The sequence below is a fragment of the Pseudomonas sp. HN8-3 genome (assembly GCF_020790195.1).
GTDB lineage: Bacteria > Pseudomonadota > Gammaproteobacteria > Pseudomonadales > Pseudomonadaceae > Aquipseudomonas > Aquipseudomonas synxantha_A.
Window position 1 is genome coordinate 5,891,070 of the sequence record NZ_CP086206.1, and the last position, 17,010, is coordinate 5,908,079.

Sequence of the window (17,010 nt, forward strand, 5' to 3'; positions counted from 1 at the left end):
CCCCTGTGGCCGTGCCCCCGCGCCACGGCCACAGGCATCTTGTCTCTCTCGCAACCCGTCCGTGGAGCTGCTTTGGTGGTAACTGAAATCGCTTCCCGCGACCGTCTGCAACCGTCCCTGCTGGACCGGCTGACCGACGACGACCCGACCAATCCCAAGGAAAGCGCCGACAAACGCGTGCTATCCCTGACCCAATTGAAAGCCTCGGTACTGCGTGACCTGGCGTGGCTGCTCAACACCACCTCGTTACTTGATGCCGATGCGACGCTGCACACCCCGGCCGGTACCTCGGTGGTCAATTACGGCCTGCCGGCACTGGCGGGCAACAGCGTTTCCAGCGTCGACATCAAGGCCCTGGAAGCCCTGATCTACCAGGCCATCGCCACCTTCGAGCCACGCATCCTGCGCCACACCCTGCGGGTCAAAGCCCGTGTCGGCCATGGCGAGATGAACCACAACGCCCTGAGTTTCGAGATTGAGGGTGACCTGTGGGCGCAGCCAGTGCCGTTGCGCCTGCTGCTGCAAACCGACCTGGACCTGGAGTCCGGCCACGTACGCGTGGTCAATGCCGACCAGCGGAGACGCCCATGAATCCGCGCCTGCTGGAGCTGTACAACCAGGAACTGCACCACGTGCGCGAAAGCGCCGCCGAGTTCGCCAAGGAATACCCGAAGATCGCCAGTCGGCTGACCCTGTCCGGTATGGACTGCGCCGACCCCTACGTCGAACGCTTGCTTGAAGGCTTTGCCTACCTCACGGCCCGGGTGCAGCTCAAGCTCGACGCCGAGTACCCGACCTTCACCCACAACCTGCTGGAAATCGCCTACCCGCACTACCTGGCGCCCACCCCGTCGATGACCGTAGTGCAATTGCAGACCGACCCGGATGAAGGCTCCCTGGCCAGCGGTTTCCCCCTGCCCCGCGACACGGTACTGCGCGCCGCCCTGGGCCGCGAAACCCAGACCTGCTGCGAGTACCGCACCGCACATCCGGTGACGCTGTGGCCCTTGCAGGTCAGTCACGCCGAATACTTCGGCAACCCCGCCGCCGTGCTCGGTCGCCTGGCCGCCAGTGAGCCGAAAGCCAAGGCGGGGTTGCGCCTGACCTTGCGCACCGGCGCCGAATTGCCGTTCAGCAGCCTTGAGCTGGATAACCTGCCGCTGTACCTAAGTGGTGCCGACGAGCAACCATTCCGCCTCTACGAACAACTGCTGGGCAATGCCTGCGCGGTGTTTGCACGCAAACCCGGCGGCGATTGGGTTGAGCGTTTGCCCCAAGACGCGTTGCGCTCCCGTGGGTTTGACGATGCCGACGCGGCGATGCCGGTAGTGGCGCGGGCGTTCCAGGGCTACCGGCTGTTGCAGGAATACTTCGCCCTGCCCCACCGCTTCCTGTTCGTCGAGTTCGCCGAGCTGGGCCGGGCGGTCAAGCGTTGCGACGGCCAGGAGCTGGAACTGATCGTGCTGTTCGACCGCCACGAACCGAGCCTGGAAGGCAGCGTTGGCGCAGCGCAGTTTTTGCCCTTCTGCACCCCCGCGATCAACCTGTTCCCAAAACGTGTAGACCGCATCCACTTGTCTGATCGGGTCAACGAACACCACGTGATCGCCGACCGCACGCGGCCGATGGATTTCGAGATTCACTCGTTGAGCGGCATCACTGGCCACGGCACCGGGCCCGAGCAGCCGTTTTTACCCTTCTATGCAGTGCGTGATCCGTCGCGTTATGGCCGTGACCAGGCTTACTACACGGTGCGCCGCGAGCCACGCGTGCTGTCCAGCGACCAGCGCCGCAACGGTCCGCGCTCCACCTACGTGGGCAGCGAAACCTTTGTCAGCCTGGTGGACAGCCGCCAGGCGCCTTACGGCCATGACTTGCGCCAGTTGGGCGTCACGGCGCTGTGCACCAACCGTGACTTGCCGCTGTTCATGAGCGTGGGCAATGGCAAGACCGATTTCACCCTGGCCGACAGCGCCCCGGTGCTTTCTGTGCGTTGCGTCGCAGGCCCCAGCCGCCCACGCGCCAGCCATGCCCACGATGCCAAGGCCTGGCGCCTGATCAGCCAGCTGTCGCTCAATTACCTGTCTTTGAGCGAACAGGGCCAGGGTGCCGGCGCCCTGCGTGAGTTATTGCGCCTGTACGGCGACAGCAACGACGCCGCCCTGCAATTGCAGATCGAAGGCTTGCGCGAAGTCAGCAGCAAGGCGGTGACCCGGCGCCTGCCGATGCCTGGCCCGATCGTATTTGGCCGGGGCCTGGAAATCACCCTGCAATTCGATGAAAACGCGTTTCGCGGCACCGGTGTGTTTCTACTCGGTGCGGTGCTGGAGCGCTTCCTGGCACGTTATGTGTCGATCAACAGCTTTACCGAAACGGTGATCCGTACCACCGAACGCGGCGAGATCATGCGATGGAAAGCCAAGCCCGGACGGCGTCCGACCCTGTGAGTACCCTGGATGCGATGCATCAGGAGCCCTGGGAATATGACTTCTTCCAGGCGCTGCGACGTATCGAGTGCGAATCGCCGGACCTGCCGCGCCTGGGCCATTCCCTGCGCCTGGCGGATGACCCGTTGCGCCTCGGGCAACAGGCCGATTGCACCTTCGCGCCGGCCACGCTGGCGTCGGTCGACCCCGGCGGCGACGGCAAGCCGGCGCGCCTGGAGCAGTTCTTCTTCGGTCTCGGCGGCCCCAACGGCCCGCTGCCGCTGCATATCACCGAGTACGTGCGCGAGCGTCAGCGCAATAACGCCGACAGCACCAGCAAGCAGTTCCTGGATGTGTTCCACCATCGCTTGCTGACGCTGTTCTACCGAGCCTGGGCCGAGGCACGTCCGACGGTCAGCCACGACCGGCCGGACGATGACTACTGGTCCGCACGCCTCGCCGCCCTGAGTGGGCGGGGTATGCCGAGCCTGCTCAATCAGGGGTTGATTGCCGATACCGCCAAGCTGCACTACAGCGGCCACCTGTCGGCGCAAACCCGCTACCCGGACGGTTTGAAGGCGATCCTCGGCGAGTATTTCGGCCTGCCGGTAGCGATCGAAGAATACGTCGGCCAATGGCTGGAATTGCCCGAGCGCAGCCGCGTCGGTGTGAGCGCCAACCAGTTGGGCGTGGACTTTTGCCTGGGCCGCTTTGTGTGGGACCGCCAGCATAAATTCCGTATCCGCCTGGGCCCGCTCAAGCTGGACGACTACATGGGCATGCTGCCCGGCAGCCAGCCATTCAACGAGCTGGTGGCCTGGGTGGCCGAGTACCTGGGCCATGAACTGGACTGGGACCTGAACCTGGTTTTGCAACAACCCGAAGTTCCGGCACTGCAACTCAACGGCCAGTTCCGCCTGGGTTTCAACACCTGGCTCGGCCAACCTGCGCATGACGCCAACGACCTAATCCTGGCCCGGCATTACGCCGATCACGCCACTACCTCAAGGAATCCAGAGCATGGGTGAAATCAGTCGCGCCGCACTGTTCGGCAAACTCAACAGCGTGGCCTACAAGGCCATCGAAGCCGCCACCGTGTTCTGCAAGTTGCGGGGCAATCCGTATGTGGAGCTGGCCCACTGGTTTCACCAGTTACTGCAATTGCAGGACTCGGACCTGCACCGCATCATCCGCCAGTTCAATGTAGAGCCGGCGCGCCTGGCCCGTGACCTTACCGAGGCCCTGGACCGCCTGCCGCGCGGCTCGACCTCCATCACCGACCTGTCCTCCCACGTGGAAGAAGCGGTGGAACGTGGCTGGGTGTACGGCAGCCTGATGTTTGGCGAAAGCCAGGTGCGCACCGGTTACCTGGTGCTGGGCATTCTGAAAACGCCGAGCCTGCGCCACGCGCTGCTGGGCTTGTCCGCCGAATTCGACAAAATCAAGGCCGAAGCCCTGAGCGAGCGCTTTGACGAGTATGTCGGCGACTCGCCGGAAAATGCCTTGAGCGCCAGCGATGGTTTCAATGCCGGTGCAGTGCCGGGTGAAGCCAGCGGTGCGATGGCGCCGAGTGCGATGGGCAAGCAGGAAGCGCTCAAGCGCTTCACCGTTGACCTGACCGAACAGGCCCGTAGCGGCAAGCTCGACCCTATCGTCGGCCGTGACGAAGAGATTCGCCAACTGGTAGACATCCTCATGCGTCGACGCCAGAACAACCCGATCCTCACCGGTGAGGCCGGGGTGGGCAAGACCGCCGTGGTCGAAGGTTTCGCCCTGCGCATCGTCGCCGGTGATGTGCCGCCCGCCTTGAAAGACGTGGAACTGCGCAGCCTCGACGTGGGCCTGCTGCAAGCCGGCGCCAGCATGAAGGGCGAGTTCGAACAGCGCCTGCGCCAGGTCATTGAAGACGTGCAGGCGTCGCCCAAGCCGATCATCCTGTTTATCGACGAAGCCCATACCCTGGTGGGCGCCGGCGGTGCCGCCGGTACAGGTGACGCGGCCAACCTGCTCAAGCCCGCCCTCGCCCGTGGCACCTTGCGCACCGTGGCCGCGACCACCTGGGCCGAGTACAAGAAACACATCGAGAAAGACCCGGCGCTGACCCGCCGCTTCCAGGTGGTACAGGTTGCCGAGCCGTCGGAAGACAAGGCGCTGCTGATGATGCGCGGCGTGGCCTCGACCATGGAAAAACACCACCAGGTGCAGATCCTCGATGAAGCCCTGGAAGCCTCGGTGAAGCTGTCGCACCGCTACATCCCGGCGCGCCAGTTGCCGGACAAGTCCGTGAGCCTGCTGGACACCGCCTGCGCCCGTGTCGCCATCAGCCTGCACGCAGTGCCCGCCGAAGTGGACGACAGCCGTCGCCGCATCGAAGCGCTGGAAACCGAACTGCAAATCATCGCCCGCGAACAGGCCATCGGCATTGCCATTGGTACGCGCCAGAGCAACAGCGAAGCCCTGTTGAGCACCGAGCGCGAGCGCCTGGCGACCCTGGAAAACCGTTGGGCCGAAGAGAAAGCCCTGGTGGATGAACTGCTCGCCACCCGTGCCACCTTGCGCGAAAAGGCCGGCGTCGTAGATAGCGGCAGCGATGAACTCCGCACGCAACTGATCGACCTGCAACAGCGCCTCACCGCCCTGCAAGGCGAAACCCCGCTGATCCTGCCGACCGTGGATTACCAGGCCGTGGCCTCGGTGGTCGCCGACTGGACCGGCATCCCGGTGGGCCGCATGGCGCGCAACGAACTGGAGACCGTGCTCAACCTCGACCAGCATCTGAAAAAACGCATCATCGGCCAGGACCACGCGCTGCAAATGATCGCCAAGCGCATCCAGACCTCCCGTGCCGGCCTCGACAATCCGAGCAAGCCGATTGGCGTGTTCATGCTGGCCGGCACCTCGGGTGTGGGCAAGACCGAAACCGCCCTGGCACTGGCCGAAGCCATGTACGGCGGCGAGCAGAACGTCATCACCATCAACATGAGCGAGTTCCAGGAAGCCCACACCGTGTCCACCCTCAAGGGCGCGCCACCGGGCTATATCGGCTACGGCGAAGGCGGCGTGCTGACCGAAGCGGTGCGGCGCAAACCCTACAGCGTGGTGCTGCTGGATGAGGTAGAGAAAGCTCACCCGGACGTGCATGAGATCTTCTTCCAGGTGTTCGACAAGGGCGTGATGGAGGATGGTGAGGGTCGGGTGATCGACTTCAAGAATACCCTGATCCTGCTGACTACCAACGCCGGTACCGAGCTGATCTCCCACGTCTGCAAGGACCCGGCGAACATTCCCGAGCCGGAAGAAATCGCCAAGGCCCTGCGCCAGCCGTTGCTGGAGATTTTCCCACCGGCGCTGCTGGGGCGTTTGGTGACCATTCCCTACTACCCGCTGAGCGACGAGATGCTCAAGGCGATCACGCGCCTGCAACTGAACCGCATCAAGAAGCGCGTGGAGAACACCCACAAAGTCGCCTTTGACTACGACGATGCGGTGGTCGATTTGATCGTCTCGCGCTGCACTGAAACCGAAAGCGGTGGGCGCATGATCGACACTATCCTCACCAACAGCCTGCTGCCGGACATGAGCCGTGAGTTCCTCACGCGCATGTTGGAAGGCAAGGCGCTGGCGGGGGTGCGGATCAGCAGCCGGGATAATGAATTGCACTACCAGTTCAACGATTGACCTGACGGAATGCGATAAAAATTGTGGGAGGGGGCTTGCTCCCGATAGCGGTGAATCAGTCACCCAATGCATAACTGACACACTGCTATCGGGAGCAAGCCCCCTCCCACATTGGATTCGGTTTCTTCAGTTATTACGACACTTACGGGTTAACCGATGCTATTCAACCAAGCCTCACGCCTGGCCAAGATCACCAGCCCTCTCGGGCCGGATGTGCTGTTGCTCAACGAAATGGGCGGCGGTGAAGAGTTAGGAAGGCTGTTCAACTATGAGCTGCAACTGACGTCCCTGGACGCCAACATCGACCTCAACCAGTTGCTCGGCAAGCCCATGAGCGTGGGCCTGCAACTGGCGGACGGTGGCGAGCGGCACTTTCACGGCATCGTCGCGCGTTGCAGCCAGAACATCGACCAGGGTCAGTTCGCCAGTTACCAGGTCACCCTGCGCCCATGGCTGTGGTTGCTCAGCCGCACCTCCGATTGCCGGATTTTCCAGAACCTGAGCATCCCGCAGATCATCAAGCAGGTGTTCCGCGACCTGGGTTTTTCCGATTTCGAAGACGCCCTGAGCCGACCGTATCGCGAGTGGGAATACTGCGTGCAGTACCGCGAGACCAGCTTCGATTTCGTCAGCCGCCTGATGGAACAAGAAGGCATCTACTACTTCTTTCGCCATGAACAGGATCGCCACGTGCTGGTGCTGGCCGACGCCTATGGCGCCCACACCACGGTGCCGGGCTACGGATCGATCCCCTACTACCCCAAGGACGAGCAGCAACGCGAACGCGACCATATGCACAACTGGCACTTGGCGCAGGAGGTGCAGCCGGGTTCGCTGGAGCTCAACGACTACGACTTCCAACGCCCCAGCGCGAGCATCGACGTGCGCTCGGCCATGCCGCGCCCACACACCGGCGGCGACTATCCGCTGTACGACTACCCCGGCACCTACGTGCAAAGCGCCGACGGCGAACACTACGCACGTACCCGCATCGAAGCCCTGCAAACCCTGCACGAGCAGATCGAGTTCGCCGGCAATGCGCGTGGCCTGGGGTCGGGCCACCTGTTCAGCCTCACCGGCTTCAGTCGTCAGGATCAGAACCGCGAATACCTGATCGTCGGCTGTCGCTACTACATCGTCCAGGAAAGCCTGGAGAGCGGCGGCGGCTCCGGTTCGGCGCAATTCGAAAGCAGCCTGACCTGCATCGACGCACAACAGAGTTTCCGCCCACTGGCCAACACCCATCGCCCTATCGTCAAAGGCCCGCAGACTGCATTGGTGGTGGGCCCCAAAGGCGAGGAAATCTGGACCGACCAGTACGGCCGCGTGAAGGTGCATTTCTACTGGGACCGCCACGACCAATCCAACGAGAACAGCTCGTGCTGGATCCGTGTGTCGCAATCCTGGGCCGGCAAGAACTGGGGCTCGATGCAGATTCCACGAATCGGCCAGGAAGTGATCGTCAGCTTCCTTGAAGGCGATCCGGACCGCCCGATCATCACCGGGCGGGTGTACAACGCCGAGCAGACTGTGCCTTACGACCTACCGGAAAACGCCACCCAGAGCGGCATGAAAAGCCGCTCCAGCAAAGGCGGCACGCCGGCCAACTTCAATGAAATCCGCATGGAGGACAAGAAGGGTCTGGAGCAGTTGTATATCCATGCCGAGCGCAATCAGGACATCGTGGTGGAGGTGGATGAAAGCCACTCGGTGGGGCATGACCGCAACAAGAGTATTGGCCATAACGAGACGGTGACCATCGGCAGCAATCGCCTGCGGGTTGTGCGCAACAACGACACGGTGATCGTGGGTGGCGCCAAGTCCGACAGCGCCGCCACGCACTACACCATCGAGGCCGGAGAGAGTATTCGCCTGGTGTGCGGCGACAGTGTGATCGAGCTCAAGGCAGGCGGGGATATCAACCTGACCTGCGGCTCGTTCAACCTGTTTTCCACCGGCAGCAGCAAGATCCAGACAAAGGGCAAACTGGACATCAACCTGGGCAGTGACAAGGGCACATCGCCCGGCGCCCAGGGCGTGCAAGACACGATCAAGTCCGCCGTCGAATCAAAATTCCCCGGCAAGCCCGGCGCTGGTCAATAACGAGACTTCTTCACCATGAATTACCTGATCAACGAAGCCCAATTCACCCTGCCCGATGCCGAGGTACAGGACACCTCGATCAATATCCTCAAGTTCGCCAAGCTGGGCACCACCCTAGTGGTGAGCCGCAGCCCGTTGGCGGACGGCGAGAGCCTGCAAAGCAATTTCGAAGGCCAGCTGAAAAAACTCGAGCAGCAGGTCAAGGATCTGCGCTATTCCCCTGCACAAGCGGTCAAGGTCGGTCCGACGCAGGACATCGACGCCTTTGAAGTACAGAACCGTTTCAACAAAGGCAGCGACAACATTTACCAATATCAGCTGGCAATGCAGATACCCGGCACCCGCCAACTGATTGCACTGAGCTACGTCAAGACCCAGCCCCTGGGCCCTGCCGAGGCGGCTCATTGGGCAACGCTGAAAAACACGCTCAATTTTACTGCTACGCCCTGAGTCGAGCCTGAGCGATGAGTGACGATCTTTGGGCTGCCCGCGAAGGCGACGCACTGCTGCACACCTCGGTGATGGCCGATATTCTCGGCGGTGTGCTGGAAGTGGCCGCCTATGCGGCGATCACTACTGTGGGCTGCCTGGCCGTTGCCGGAGCGGTGTTCCTCGCGACCGGTGCAACCATTGCCACAGGCGGTGTTGCATTGGTTTTGGTGGTGGGCGCGGTCGTCGGCATCACCGCTGGGCTCACTGGCGCCGACTTGAAGATATCCAGTTGGTGCGAGTCCGCCGCCAACTGGGTGTTCCCGCCGGTGATCGATGCGTTCATCACCAGCGGCTCGCACAACGTGTTCATCAATGGCAAAAAGGCTGCCCGCGCTGCCGGCAAGATGACGGCTGTGCCCGTCGCGCCCAGCGAGCCGCCAGCGCCAAGCTTCCTGGATATGGCCGGGGAGTTTTTCTCGCAGATGTGGCGCCCGACTGTCGCCTCGCCTGCGCCCGGCACAGAGCCGTGCCCGCTGGATACCGTGGGGTGCAACAAGCACCCGCCGATGCCGCTGCAATTCATTGCCGAGGGTTCCAGCTCGGTATTCATCAATGGTCAGCCGGCGGCACGCAGCGGGGATCGCAGTACCTGTGACGCCAAGATTGGCACGGCCAAGGGCCTGATTTCGCCGGATGTGCGCATTGGTGGCGAGACCATTGTGGTGCAGGAGATTCGTAGCGGGAAAACGCCGGGGGTGGGGCTGGCGATTGCCGTGGTGATGGCGTTGCGGGGCAATGTGAAGTGTTTCTGGACCAAGCTGCCGTGCATGATCGGAAGTGCGCTGGTGGGCGGCGCGATTTCTTATGGGACCGCCAAGGTCACCTCTGCGCTCAAGGGCGCCATGAATGGCTCGCCCAATCCGGTGCACAGCGCGACGGGAGCCAAGATCCTGGGCGGGGACGAGGAACTGGACTTCACGTTGCCGGGATTGCTCCCGATAGATTGGCAGCGCTTTTACAGCAGCCTCGACACACGCCGGGACGGCCTATTTGGCGCTGGATGGAGCGTCGCGTATGAGGTGTCGATCGAGATAGAAGCAGACGAAAACCTGGTCTACATCGACGAACAAGGACGCCGCCTGGAGATCGGTTACATCCCGTTGTTCGGCGGAGCGTTCGATCCGGGCCAAGGCCTTGCAGTCAGGCGCAGTGGCGACGGCGCGGTATTGGTCGAAAGCATCGACGGCCTGTATCGCCTGTTCGAGCCCGACCCGCTGAACAGCTCGCGGATGCGCCTGCATCTGCTGGGTGATCGCAATGAGGGCCGGATTTTCCTCGACTACGACAGTCAGGGCCGACTGTATCGCCTGCGCGACACCCACGACTTGATGCATGTAGAACTGAACTACGCGGCTGAACACCCTAGGCGCGTGAGCCACATCGAGCGGCGATACCTGCGCCAGGGCCATTTCGATGCACGCAGCGACGTACTTGTCAGTTATCGCTATGACAGCAACGGCGATCTTGCCGAAGTATTGGATGCCCAAGGCACAACCCTTCGACGCTTTGCCTACGACAGCGGCAGGCGCATGGCCGAGCACCAATTGCCGAGTGGTTTGCGCTGTTTCTACCAATGGGCTGAAGTACCAGGGCCAGACGGCCCGGAATGGCGCGTCAGCCGGCACTGGACCGACGCGGGCGATGAATACCGCTTCGATTACGATCTGGACGCCGGCATTACCCGCGTGACCGACGGCCTGATGCGGGTCAGCACGCGGCATTGGAACCCGCAGTTCCAGATCACTCGCTACGTCGATAACCTGGGCCATACGTGGCAGTTTGAATGGAGCGAAGATCGCCAACTGCTCGGTGCGATTGACCCGCAAAACGGCCAGTGGCGTTTCAACTATGACGCATCCGGCAACCTGAGCGCCGTCATCGATCCGCTGTCCAGAACCCGCGGCACGCAGTGGCTGGAACACTGGGCATTGCCCCAAGTGGAAACCGATCCGGCAGGCAACAGTTGGCATTATCGCTACGACCAGCGTGGCAACTGCATCGAAGAAATCGACCCCTTGGGAAACCGTACGCGTTACGTCTATGACGGTTTCGGTCAGCCGGTGCAAATCATCGACGCCACGGAAAAGACCAGAACGTTGCATTGGAACGAGTGGAGCCAACTGGTCGAAGAAGTGGATTGCTCGGGTTATCCGACTCGTTATCAATACGATGCGTTTGGCTATCTGGTAGTGCAGACCAATGCCGAAGGTGAATCGGTGCGTTACCGATACGGGCCTCAGGGACTATTGCTGGAATGCCAGCTTCCAGATGGTCGCGTGGAGCAATTTCAACGTAGCACCAATGGTTATCTGACGGTTTATATCGACCCGGCCGGTAGCACCACGCGCTATGCCTATGACGTACGCGGCCTGGTCAAGCAACGCTGGGATGCGCATAACCGCACGGTCATGTTCGATCATGACGCCTACGGGCGACTTCGCAAGCTGACAAACGAGAACGGAGAAAGCTACCGCTTTGAATGGGACGCGGCCGACCGTATGGTGCAGCAGCAAGACCTCGACCAGAGTCGGCGCTGCTACACCTATGATTCGCTGGATGATGTCGTAGCCGTGGACTACCTGCCGGGGATGGAAGGCGAACCGGTAGCTGCGTTGTCACACCAGTTTCAGCGAGATCCGATTGGGCGCCTGGTCAGCAAAGTCACTGCGGACGGCACCACCGTTTATGAGCATGATCTGAACGATCAACTGGTGGCCGTCACCTTCACCGCGCTTGACGGCGCAGAACAGGTACTGGGTTTCAGCTATGACGCGCTGGGACAACTGCTGCAGGAGCAAAGCACAGCGGGGTCCTTGCAGCATCACTACGACGAATTGGGCAACCTGATTCAGACCCGGTTGCCCGACGGACGATGGCTGAACCGCCTCTACTACGGCAGTGGCCACCTGCATCAGTTGAATCTCGATGGTAAGGTCATCAGCGACTTCGAGCGGGATCGTTTGCACCGCGAAGTGCAGCGCACTCAGGGCCAACTCAAGACGAGTACCGCCTATGATCGAAATGGACGGGTTCGCTCGCGACAGCGCCGTAGTATTGACCAACCGTGGCAGTTGCCACCGTTGGTTGAGACTGAATACTGCTACGACCCCAGCGATAACCTGATCGGGCGTCGTCGTACTGACCGTCAAGAGCTTCTGGGCTACGACAGTACGGGACGCATCCTCGTCAACCACCAAGTAGGACACAGCGAAACCTACGCCTATGATGCTGCCGCCAATTTGCTCGACGGCCCGACCCAAGGTGGTCTGGTAAGGCATAACCGCCTGCTCACCTATCAAGACAAACGTTACAAGTACGACGCCCTTGGGCGGATGATCGAGAAAAGCAGCACGGCGCGGGGGTTGCAACGGTTTACTTACAATGCCGAGCATCGCTTGATCGAAGTGCGTAGCCAGAAAGGCGCGCTGAACACGATTGTGAGGATGGTGTACGACCCCCTTGGGCGGCGTATTGGCAAAACCGAGCACGATGCCAATGAGCTCTGCCTGGGAGAAACACGCTTCGACTGGGATGGCTTGCGTCTTCTACAGGAACATCGGCATAGCCAGACCAGCCTCTATCTATATGACAATCACAGCTATGACCCGCTAGCTCGCGTGGACGGTACGGGGAAACACCAGTGTGTGCGGTATTACCACAATGACCTGAACGGACTGCCAGAGTACCTCACCGAGACTGATGGGCTCATAGTTTGGCAAGCGCGCTACAAAGTATGGGGCGCCCCTCTTGAAGAGGTGCGCGAAGCGTACTTCATCGAGGAGCAGAACCTGCGATTCCAGGGTCAGTATCTTGATCGAGAAACCGGGTTGCATTTCAATACTTTGCGGTATTACGACCCCGACATTGGCCGTTTTACGACACCTGACCCTATAGGTCTGGCAGGTGGTTTGAATCTTTACGCTTATGCCTCGAACCCGCTGACTTGGATCGATCCTCTTGGACTTAACCCAGCGCTCCTGGAGGCGCTTGGCGCGGATGCAAAATCAGTCGGTGTTTATCGATTTACTGACAAAAATGGCAAGCTCTACGTAGGTTCCACTACTGATCAAACCTTCGGCTCAAGACTGAGTCAGCATGTCGCTTCCGGAAAACTGCCGGCTGACAAAATCAGCTCGGTACAGTTACACAGTATGAACGGGGCCACCGCCCAGGAAATCTATAAGGTCGAAGCCAGTGAAATTGTGCGAAATGGCGGCAGGAGCGTAGACGGCGGGAAAACCTCTAACCTTCGAGCGCCTGCCGGTACACGTGAGCTATTCAAAAACCCCAACTGGGTCGCAACAGAAAAATCTAAACCATCACGATTCGGAAAATGTGGCTAAGGAGTCAAAAATGGGCGCCTGGAATTACAACCCTTGGGAAAACGATGAAGCCGCGGACTGGTTTCAGGAATTCTGGAAACAACAAAATTTTGCGGTCTTGATCAACGAAATCAGCCAGTTTAATCCCGCTGAAGAACGTTATGACGCCTTTAGGGCTGCCTGTTATCTATTACAAACCCTAGGCAACCCCTATATATGGCCAGCCGAGTATCTGGCAGAACTCAAACCCCTGATCGAGCAGGCTATTTCAATTCTGACCCAACTGATTGACCCGCCCAATGACGAATGGGGGTTTCTTGATATGTGGGGCGACAGCGCCGATGTTATCAACGCCGTGGAGGAACAAATCGACGCTCTGAAAATGCGATTAGGCGAGCTGGCTTAATCTGGCATACGTATCGGCACCCAACAAAAATGGGCACCCGACCCAGTCGGCGTGCCCATTTTCTTTACCGCCCCGCCTCCCTTCGAGACGGTACCGCTTAACTTACGGGTTGACGCTATCTTTGAGCGACTTGCCCGGTTTGAACGCGACGGTGTTGCTTGCCTTGATCTTCACAGGCTCACCGGTTTGCGGGTTTTTGCCGGTGCGGGCGCCGCGGTGGCGTTGCAGGAAGGTGCCGAAACCCACCAGGGTGACGCTGTCCTTGCGGTGCAGGGCGCCGGTGATTTCTTCGAGTACGGCGTTAAGGACGCGGTTGGCCTGCTCTTTGGTGAGGTCTGCTTTTTCAGCGATGGCGGCTGCGAGATCTGGTTTACGCATAAATGAAGCCTCTTTGACGGTTTTTTGTTGTTATGTCCGTGCTGCTCTCTGGTGGAGCAGCGCCCAAGGCGCCGCAGGCTCTACTCTGCGGCAGACGGGAGTGAGGATGGCACGCCCTCGCACGCTCCGCCAGTCTCCCGGCGACCTTTCTACAGGCGAAACGGTGCTGATTCCGACAGAACAGCTGGCATTTACGCCAGCAATGGCGGAAGTTCTTTGTTCAGGGCCAGTTTTTCCATGACGGCGCTGCCGGTCAGCGCGTATCCCAGCAGGCGGCCGCTGGCGTCGCGACACAGGGCCTTGATGTCGGCGCCCTGCCCTTCGACACTCCACACACCTTCGGTGCCCCGCGGCGCAGGTGACACCACCAGCGGGCAGACCGGGGTTTTCACGGTGATCGGCATAGGCCCATAGCTCACCGCCGTGGCGTTGCCGGCCAAGGTTTGCGCCAGGGCACGGGCGCAGCTCATCAGTGGCATCACGTACAGCAGGTTCAAGCCGTCGACCTCGGCGCAGTCGCCCAGGGCGTAGATGTTGGCGTGGGACGTCTTGAGGTGACGGTCCACCATGATCCCGCGATTGATTTGCAGGCCGGCGGCGGCGGCCAGGTCTACACGAGGACGCAGGCCGATGGCGGACACCACCAGGTCACAGTGGATCACATCACCGTCCGACAGGTGCGCCTCAAGGCCATCAGCCGTGCGTTGCAGGCGATTGAGCACCGGGCCCAGGTGGAAACGCGCGCCGATGCCTTCCAGCCCGGCTTGCACCGCTGCGGCAGCCGCCGGGTGCAGCAGGGTCGGCATGACCTGCTCACAGGGTGCGACCAGGTCGATTTCATAGCCGCCGAGGATCAGGTCGTTGGCAAATTCGCAGCCGATCAGGCCAGCGCCAAGCAACAACACGCGACGTTTGCCGGCAGCCGCGGCGCGAAAGCGCGCGTAGTCTTCCAGGTCGTTGATCGGAAAAATCAGTTCAGCCCCATCGCCTTCAACCGGTACGCGCACGGTTTCTGCGCCCCAGGCCAGGACCAGGTCGCGGTAGGCCACCGCTTCCTCGCCGATCCACAGGCGCTTGTGGCCTGCGTCGATGCCGCTGACACGTGTATGGGTGCGCACTTCGGCCTTGAGCTGCTCGGCCATGGCGCCGGGTTCGGCCATGCTCAGGCCATCGGCTTCCTTGTTCTTGCCAAAGCCGGTGGAGAGCATGGGCTTGGAGTAGGAGCGCCCGTCATCCGCGGTGATCAGCAGCAATGGGGTCTCGCTGTCGAGCTTGCGAAACTCCCGGGCTACGTTGTAACCGGCCAACCCTGTGCCGATGATCACGACGGGTGCGTTCATTCCTTTCTCCTTGTAGTACGTGTCTTAAACTAAGAATTAGCCGATTTCGATCATTTCGAAATCCATTTTGCCCACGCCGCAGTCCGGGCACAGCCAGTCTTCCGGGACGTCTTGCCACAGCGTGCCCGGAGCAATTCCGTCATCCGGCCAGCCGTCCGCTTCGTTGTAGATCAAGCCACAGACGATACATTGCCACTTCTTCATTACGTGCTTCCTCAAGTCCAGGCATGTTGGCCGGCGGTCGATGGATCCAGCGTTGCCGCACGGCTCAGGGCGTTTTGTACTGATCGAGGCCGGCAGATGCAAGCACGATCGACGCAAACGGCCGGTTTGGCGCGGCAAAAGTTCAGGGTGCCATGGTAAGCTCGCCGCCTCTTTTGCTGCCAATACTGACTCACCGTGCCGCACTCAATCGCCCCTTCCGATGCTTGCCAATGGCTGACCCAGAGCCTTCTGAGTCCCTTGCCCACGCCCTTGACCCTCAACTGGCTGTTTGACGAAGGCTCGCTGACGCGACGGCTGACAGGGCTGTCCAACGACGGTTTCAGCGTGACGCCGCTGTTCGAAGGCTGGCAGCTATTGCGCGACGATGAATGTGCCGCCCTGGGCCTGGCCCCGGCCAGCATCGGCTGGGTGCGCGAGGTGTACCTGCGTGGGCATGACCAGCCGTGGGTGTTTGCCCGCAGCGTGGCGGCGCGCAGTGCCTTGCAGGGCGACGGGCTGCACATGGACGAGCTGGGCAGTCGCTCGCTGGGGGAGCTGTTGTTCTGCGACCGCGCCTTTACCCGCCAGGCCATCGAAGTGTGCCATTACCCTCGCCCATGGCTGCCGGCAGCGGACCAGATCGACGGTTTGTGGGCGCGCCGCTCTCGCTTCGATCGCGGCGCGCTGAGCGTGCTGGTGGCAGAAGTCTTCCTGCCGAGTTTCTGGCACGCGCTGCATGACCATCCGGAGAACTGCTGATGTATCAACGTCTGCTCAAGTCCTTGAACCGCCTGAACCCCAGGGCCTGGGATTTCATTCAGTTGACGCGCATGGACAAGCCCATTGGCATCTACCTGTTGCTGTGGCCGACATTGTGGGCACTGTGGATTGCTGGCGAGGGCTCGCCGTCGCTGCTTAATATCGTGATTTTCGTGTTGGGCGTGGTGCTGACCCGCGCCGGTGGCTGCGTGATCAATGATTGGGCTGACCGCAAGGTCGATGGCCATGTGAAGCGCACCGAGCAACGCCCACTGGTGAGCGGCAAGATCAGCTCGAAAGAGGCATTGGTGTTTTTTGCCGTGCTGATGGGTGTCAGTTTCCTGCTGGTGCTGCTGACCAACGCCAGCACTATCCTGCTATCGCTGGGCGGCCTGGCGCTGGCGGCCAGCTACCCGTTCATGAAGCGCTACACCTACTACCCGCAGGTGGTGCTGGGCGCGGCGTTTTCCTGGGGCATGCCGATGGCGTTTACCGCCGAGACCGGCCATCTGCCCGCTACCGCGTGGTTGCTGTATATCGCCAACCTGTTGTGGACCGTGGGCTACGACACCTATTACGCCATGACCGACCGTGATGACGACTTGAAGATCGGGGTGAAATCCACCGCCATTCTGTTTGGTGATGCTGATCGCGTGATCATCCTGACCCTGCAAGGGCTGTCGCTGGTGTGCCTGTTGCTGGCCGGCACGCGGTTTGAACTGGGGGGTTGGTTCCAACTGGGGTTGCTGGCGGCGGCGGGCTGTTTTGCCTGGGAGTTCTGGTACACCCGGGACAGGGACCGTATGAAGTGCTTCAGGGCGTTCTTGCATAACCATTGGGCGGGGTTGGCGATTTTTGTCGGGATTGTGGTGGATTACGCGGTTCGGTAGTGCAGGACTGAC

Annotated in this window: 13 protein-coding genes; 10 read left to right on the top strand and 3 right to left on the bottom strand. The window is 61.0% G+C overall.

The window, feature by feature from the left end; genetic code table 11:
- Positions 1 to 75: 75 nt before the first annotated feature.
- The 8 genes from tssE (at position 76) to LJX92_RS26450 (ending at position 13,427) form a co-directional block, all read left to right on the top strand.
- Positions 76 to 591, top strand: a complete 516-nt coding sequence (gene tssE / locus LJX92_RS26415) for a type VI secretion system baseplate subunit TssE (protein WP_005792513.1) — start codon at positions 76 to 78, stop codon at positions 589 to 591.
- Positions 588 to 2,447 (top strand): type VI secretion system baseplate subunit TssF, encoded by a 1,860-nt coding sequence (gene tssF, locus LJX92_RS26420; RefSeq protein ID WP_148853787.1) that lies wholly within the window; start codon positions 588 to 590, stop codon positions 2,445 to 2,447. Before tssE ends, tssF begins: the two co-directional genes overlap by 4 nt.
- Positions 2,411 to 3,454, top strand: a complete 1,044-nt coding sequence (gene tssG, locus LJX92_RS26425) for a type VI secretion system baseplate subunit TssG (RefSeq protein WP_228309129.1) — start codon at positions 2,411 to 2,413, stop codon at positions 3,452 to 3,454. Before tssF ends, tssG begins: the two co-directional genes overlap by 37 nt.
- Positions 3,447 to 6,104: a type VI secretion system ATPase TssH gene (tssH, locus tag LJX92_RS26430; protein ID WP_228309130.1), complete on the top strand. Its 2,658-nt coding sequence runs from the start codon at positions 3,447 to 3,449 to the stop codon at positions 6,102 to 6,104. Before tssG ends, tssH begins: the two co-directional genes overlap by 8 nt.
- Positions 6,105 to 6,260: 156 nt before the next feature.
- Positions 6,261 to 8,207 carry a type VI secretion system Vgr family protein gene (locus LJX92_RS26435; RefSeq protein WP_032878689.1) on the top strand — a complete coding sequence of 649 codons (1,947 nt, stop codon included), beginning with the start codon at positions 6,261 to 6,263 and terminating at the stop codon, positions 8,205 to 8,207.
- A 15-nt stretch (positions 8,208 to 8,222) separates the two neighbouring features.
- A complete protein-coding gene (locus LJX92_RS26440) occupies positions 8,223 to 8,657 on the top strand; it encodes a DcrB-related protein (RefSeq protein ID WP_032878688.1) in 435 nt (144 codons plus the stop codon).
- A gap of 14 nt (positions 8,658 to 8,671) precedes the next feature.
- Positions 8,672 to 13,042: an RHS repeat-associated core domain-containing protein gene (locus LJX92_RS26445; protein ID WP_228309131.1), complete on the top strand. Its 4,371-nt coding sequence runs from the start codon at positions 8,672 to 8,674 to the stop codon at positions 13,040 to 13,042.
- Between the two features lie 10 nt (positions 13,043 to 13,052).
- A complete protein-coding gene (locus tag LJX92_RS26450) occupies positions 13,053 to 13,427 on the top strand; it encodes a DUF4259 domain-containing protein (RefSeq protein ID WP_032878687.1) in 375 nt (124 codons plus the stop codon).
- A gap of 102 nt (positions 13,428 to 13,529) precedes the next feature.
- Here LJX92_RS26450 and LJX92_RS26455 read toward each other — a convergent pair whose 3' ends face one another.
- From LJX92_RS26455 to LJX92_RS26465, 3 genes are all read right to left on the bottom strand, one after another.
- Positions 13,530 to 13,805, bottom strand: coding sequence for an HU family DNA-binding protein (locus LJX92_RS26455; protein ID WP_003195589.1), 276 nt, complete (start codon positions 13,803 to 13,805; stop codon positions 13,530 to 13,532).
- Between the two features lie 191 nt (positions 13,806 to 13,996).
- Positions 13,997 to 15,145: an NAD(P)/FAD-dependent oxidoreductase gene (locus LJX92_RS26460; RefSeq protein WP_032878686.1), complete on the bottom strand. Its 1,149-nt coding sequence runs from the start codon at positions 15,143 to 15,145 to the stop codon at positions 13,997 to 13,999.
- Positions 15,146 to 15,181: 36 nt separating this feature from the next.
- Positions 15,182 to 15,349 (bottom strand): rubredoxin, encoded by a 168-nt coding sequence (locus LJX92_RS26465; protein WP_002555879.1) that lies wholly within the window; start codon positions 15,347 to 15,349, stop codon positions 15,182 to 15,184.
- A gap of 195 nt (positions 15,350 to 15,544) precedes the next feature.
- Here LJX92_RS26465 and LJX92_RS26470 point away from each other — a divergent pair, with 195 nt between their 5' ends.
- A complete protein-coding gene (locus LJX92_RS26470; protein WP_228309132.1) occupies positions 15,545 to 16,108 on the top strand; it encodes a chorismate--pyruvate lyase family protein in 564 nt (187 codons plus the stop codon).
- Positions 16,108 to 16,998 carry a 4-hydroxybenzoate octaprenyltransferase gene (ubiA, locus tag LJX92_RS26475; RefSeq protein ID WP_032878684.1) on the top strand — a complete coding sequence of 297 codons (891 nt, stop codon included), beginning with the start codon at positions 16,108 to 16,110 and terminating at the stop codon, positions 16,996 to 16,998. Before LJX92_RS26470 ends, ubiA begins: the two co-directional genes overlap by 1 nt.
- Positions 16,999 to 17,010 lie beyond the last annotated feature (12 nt).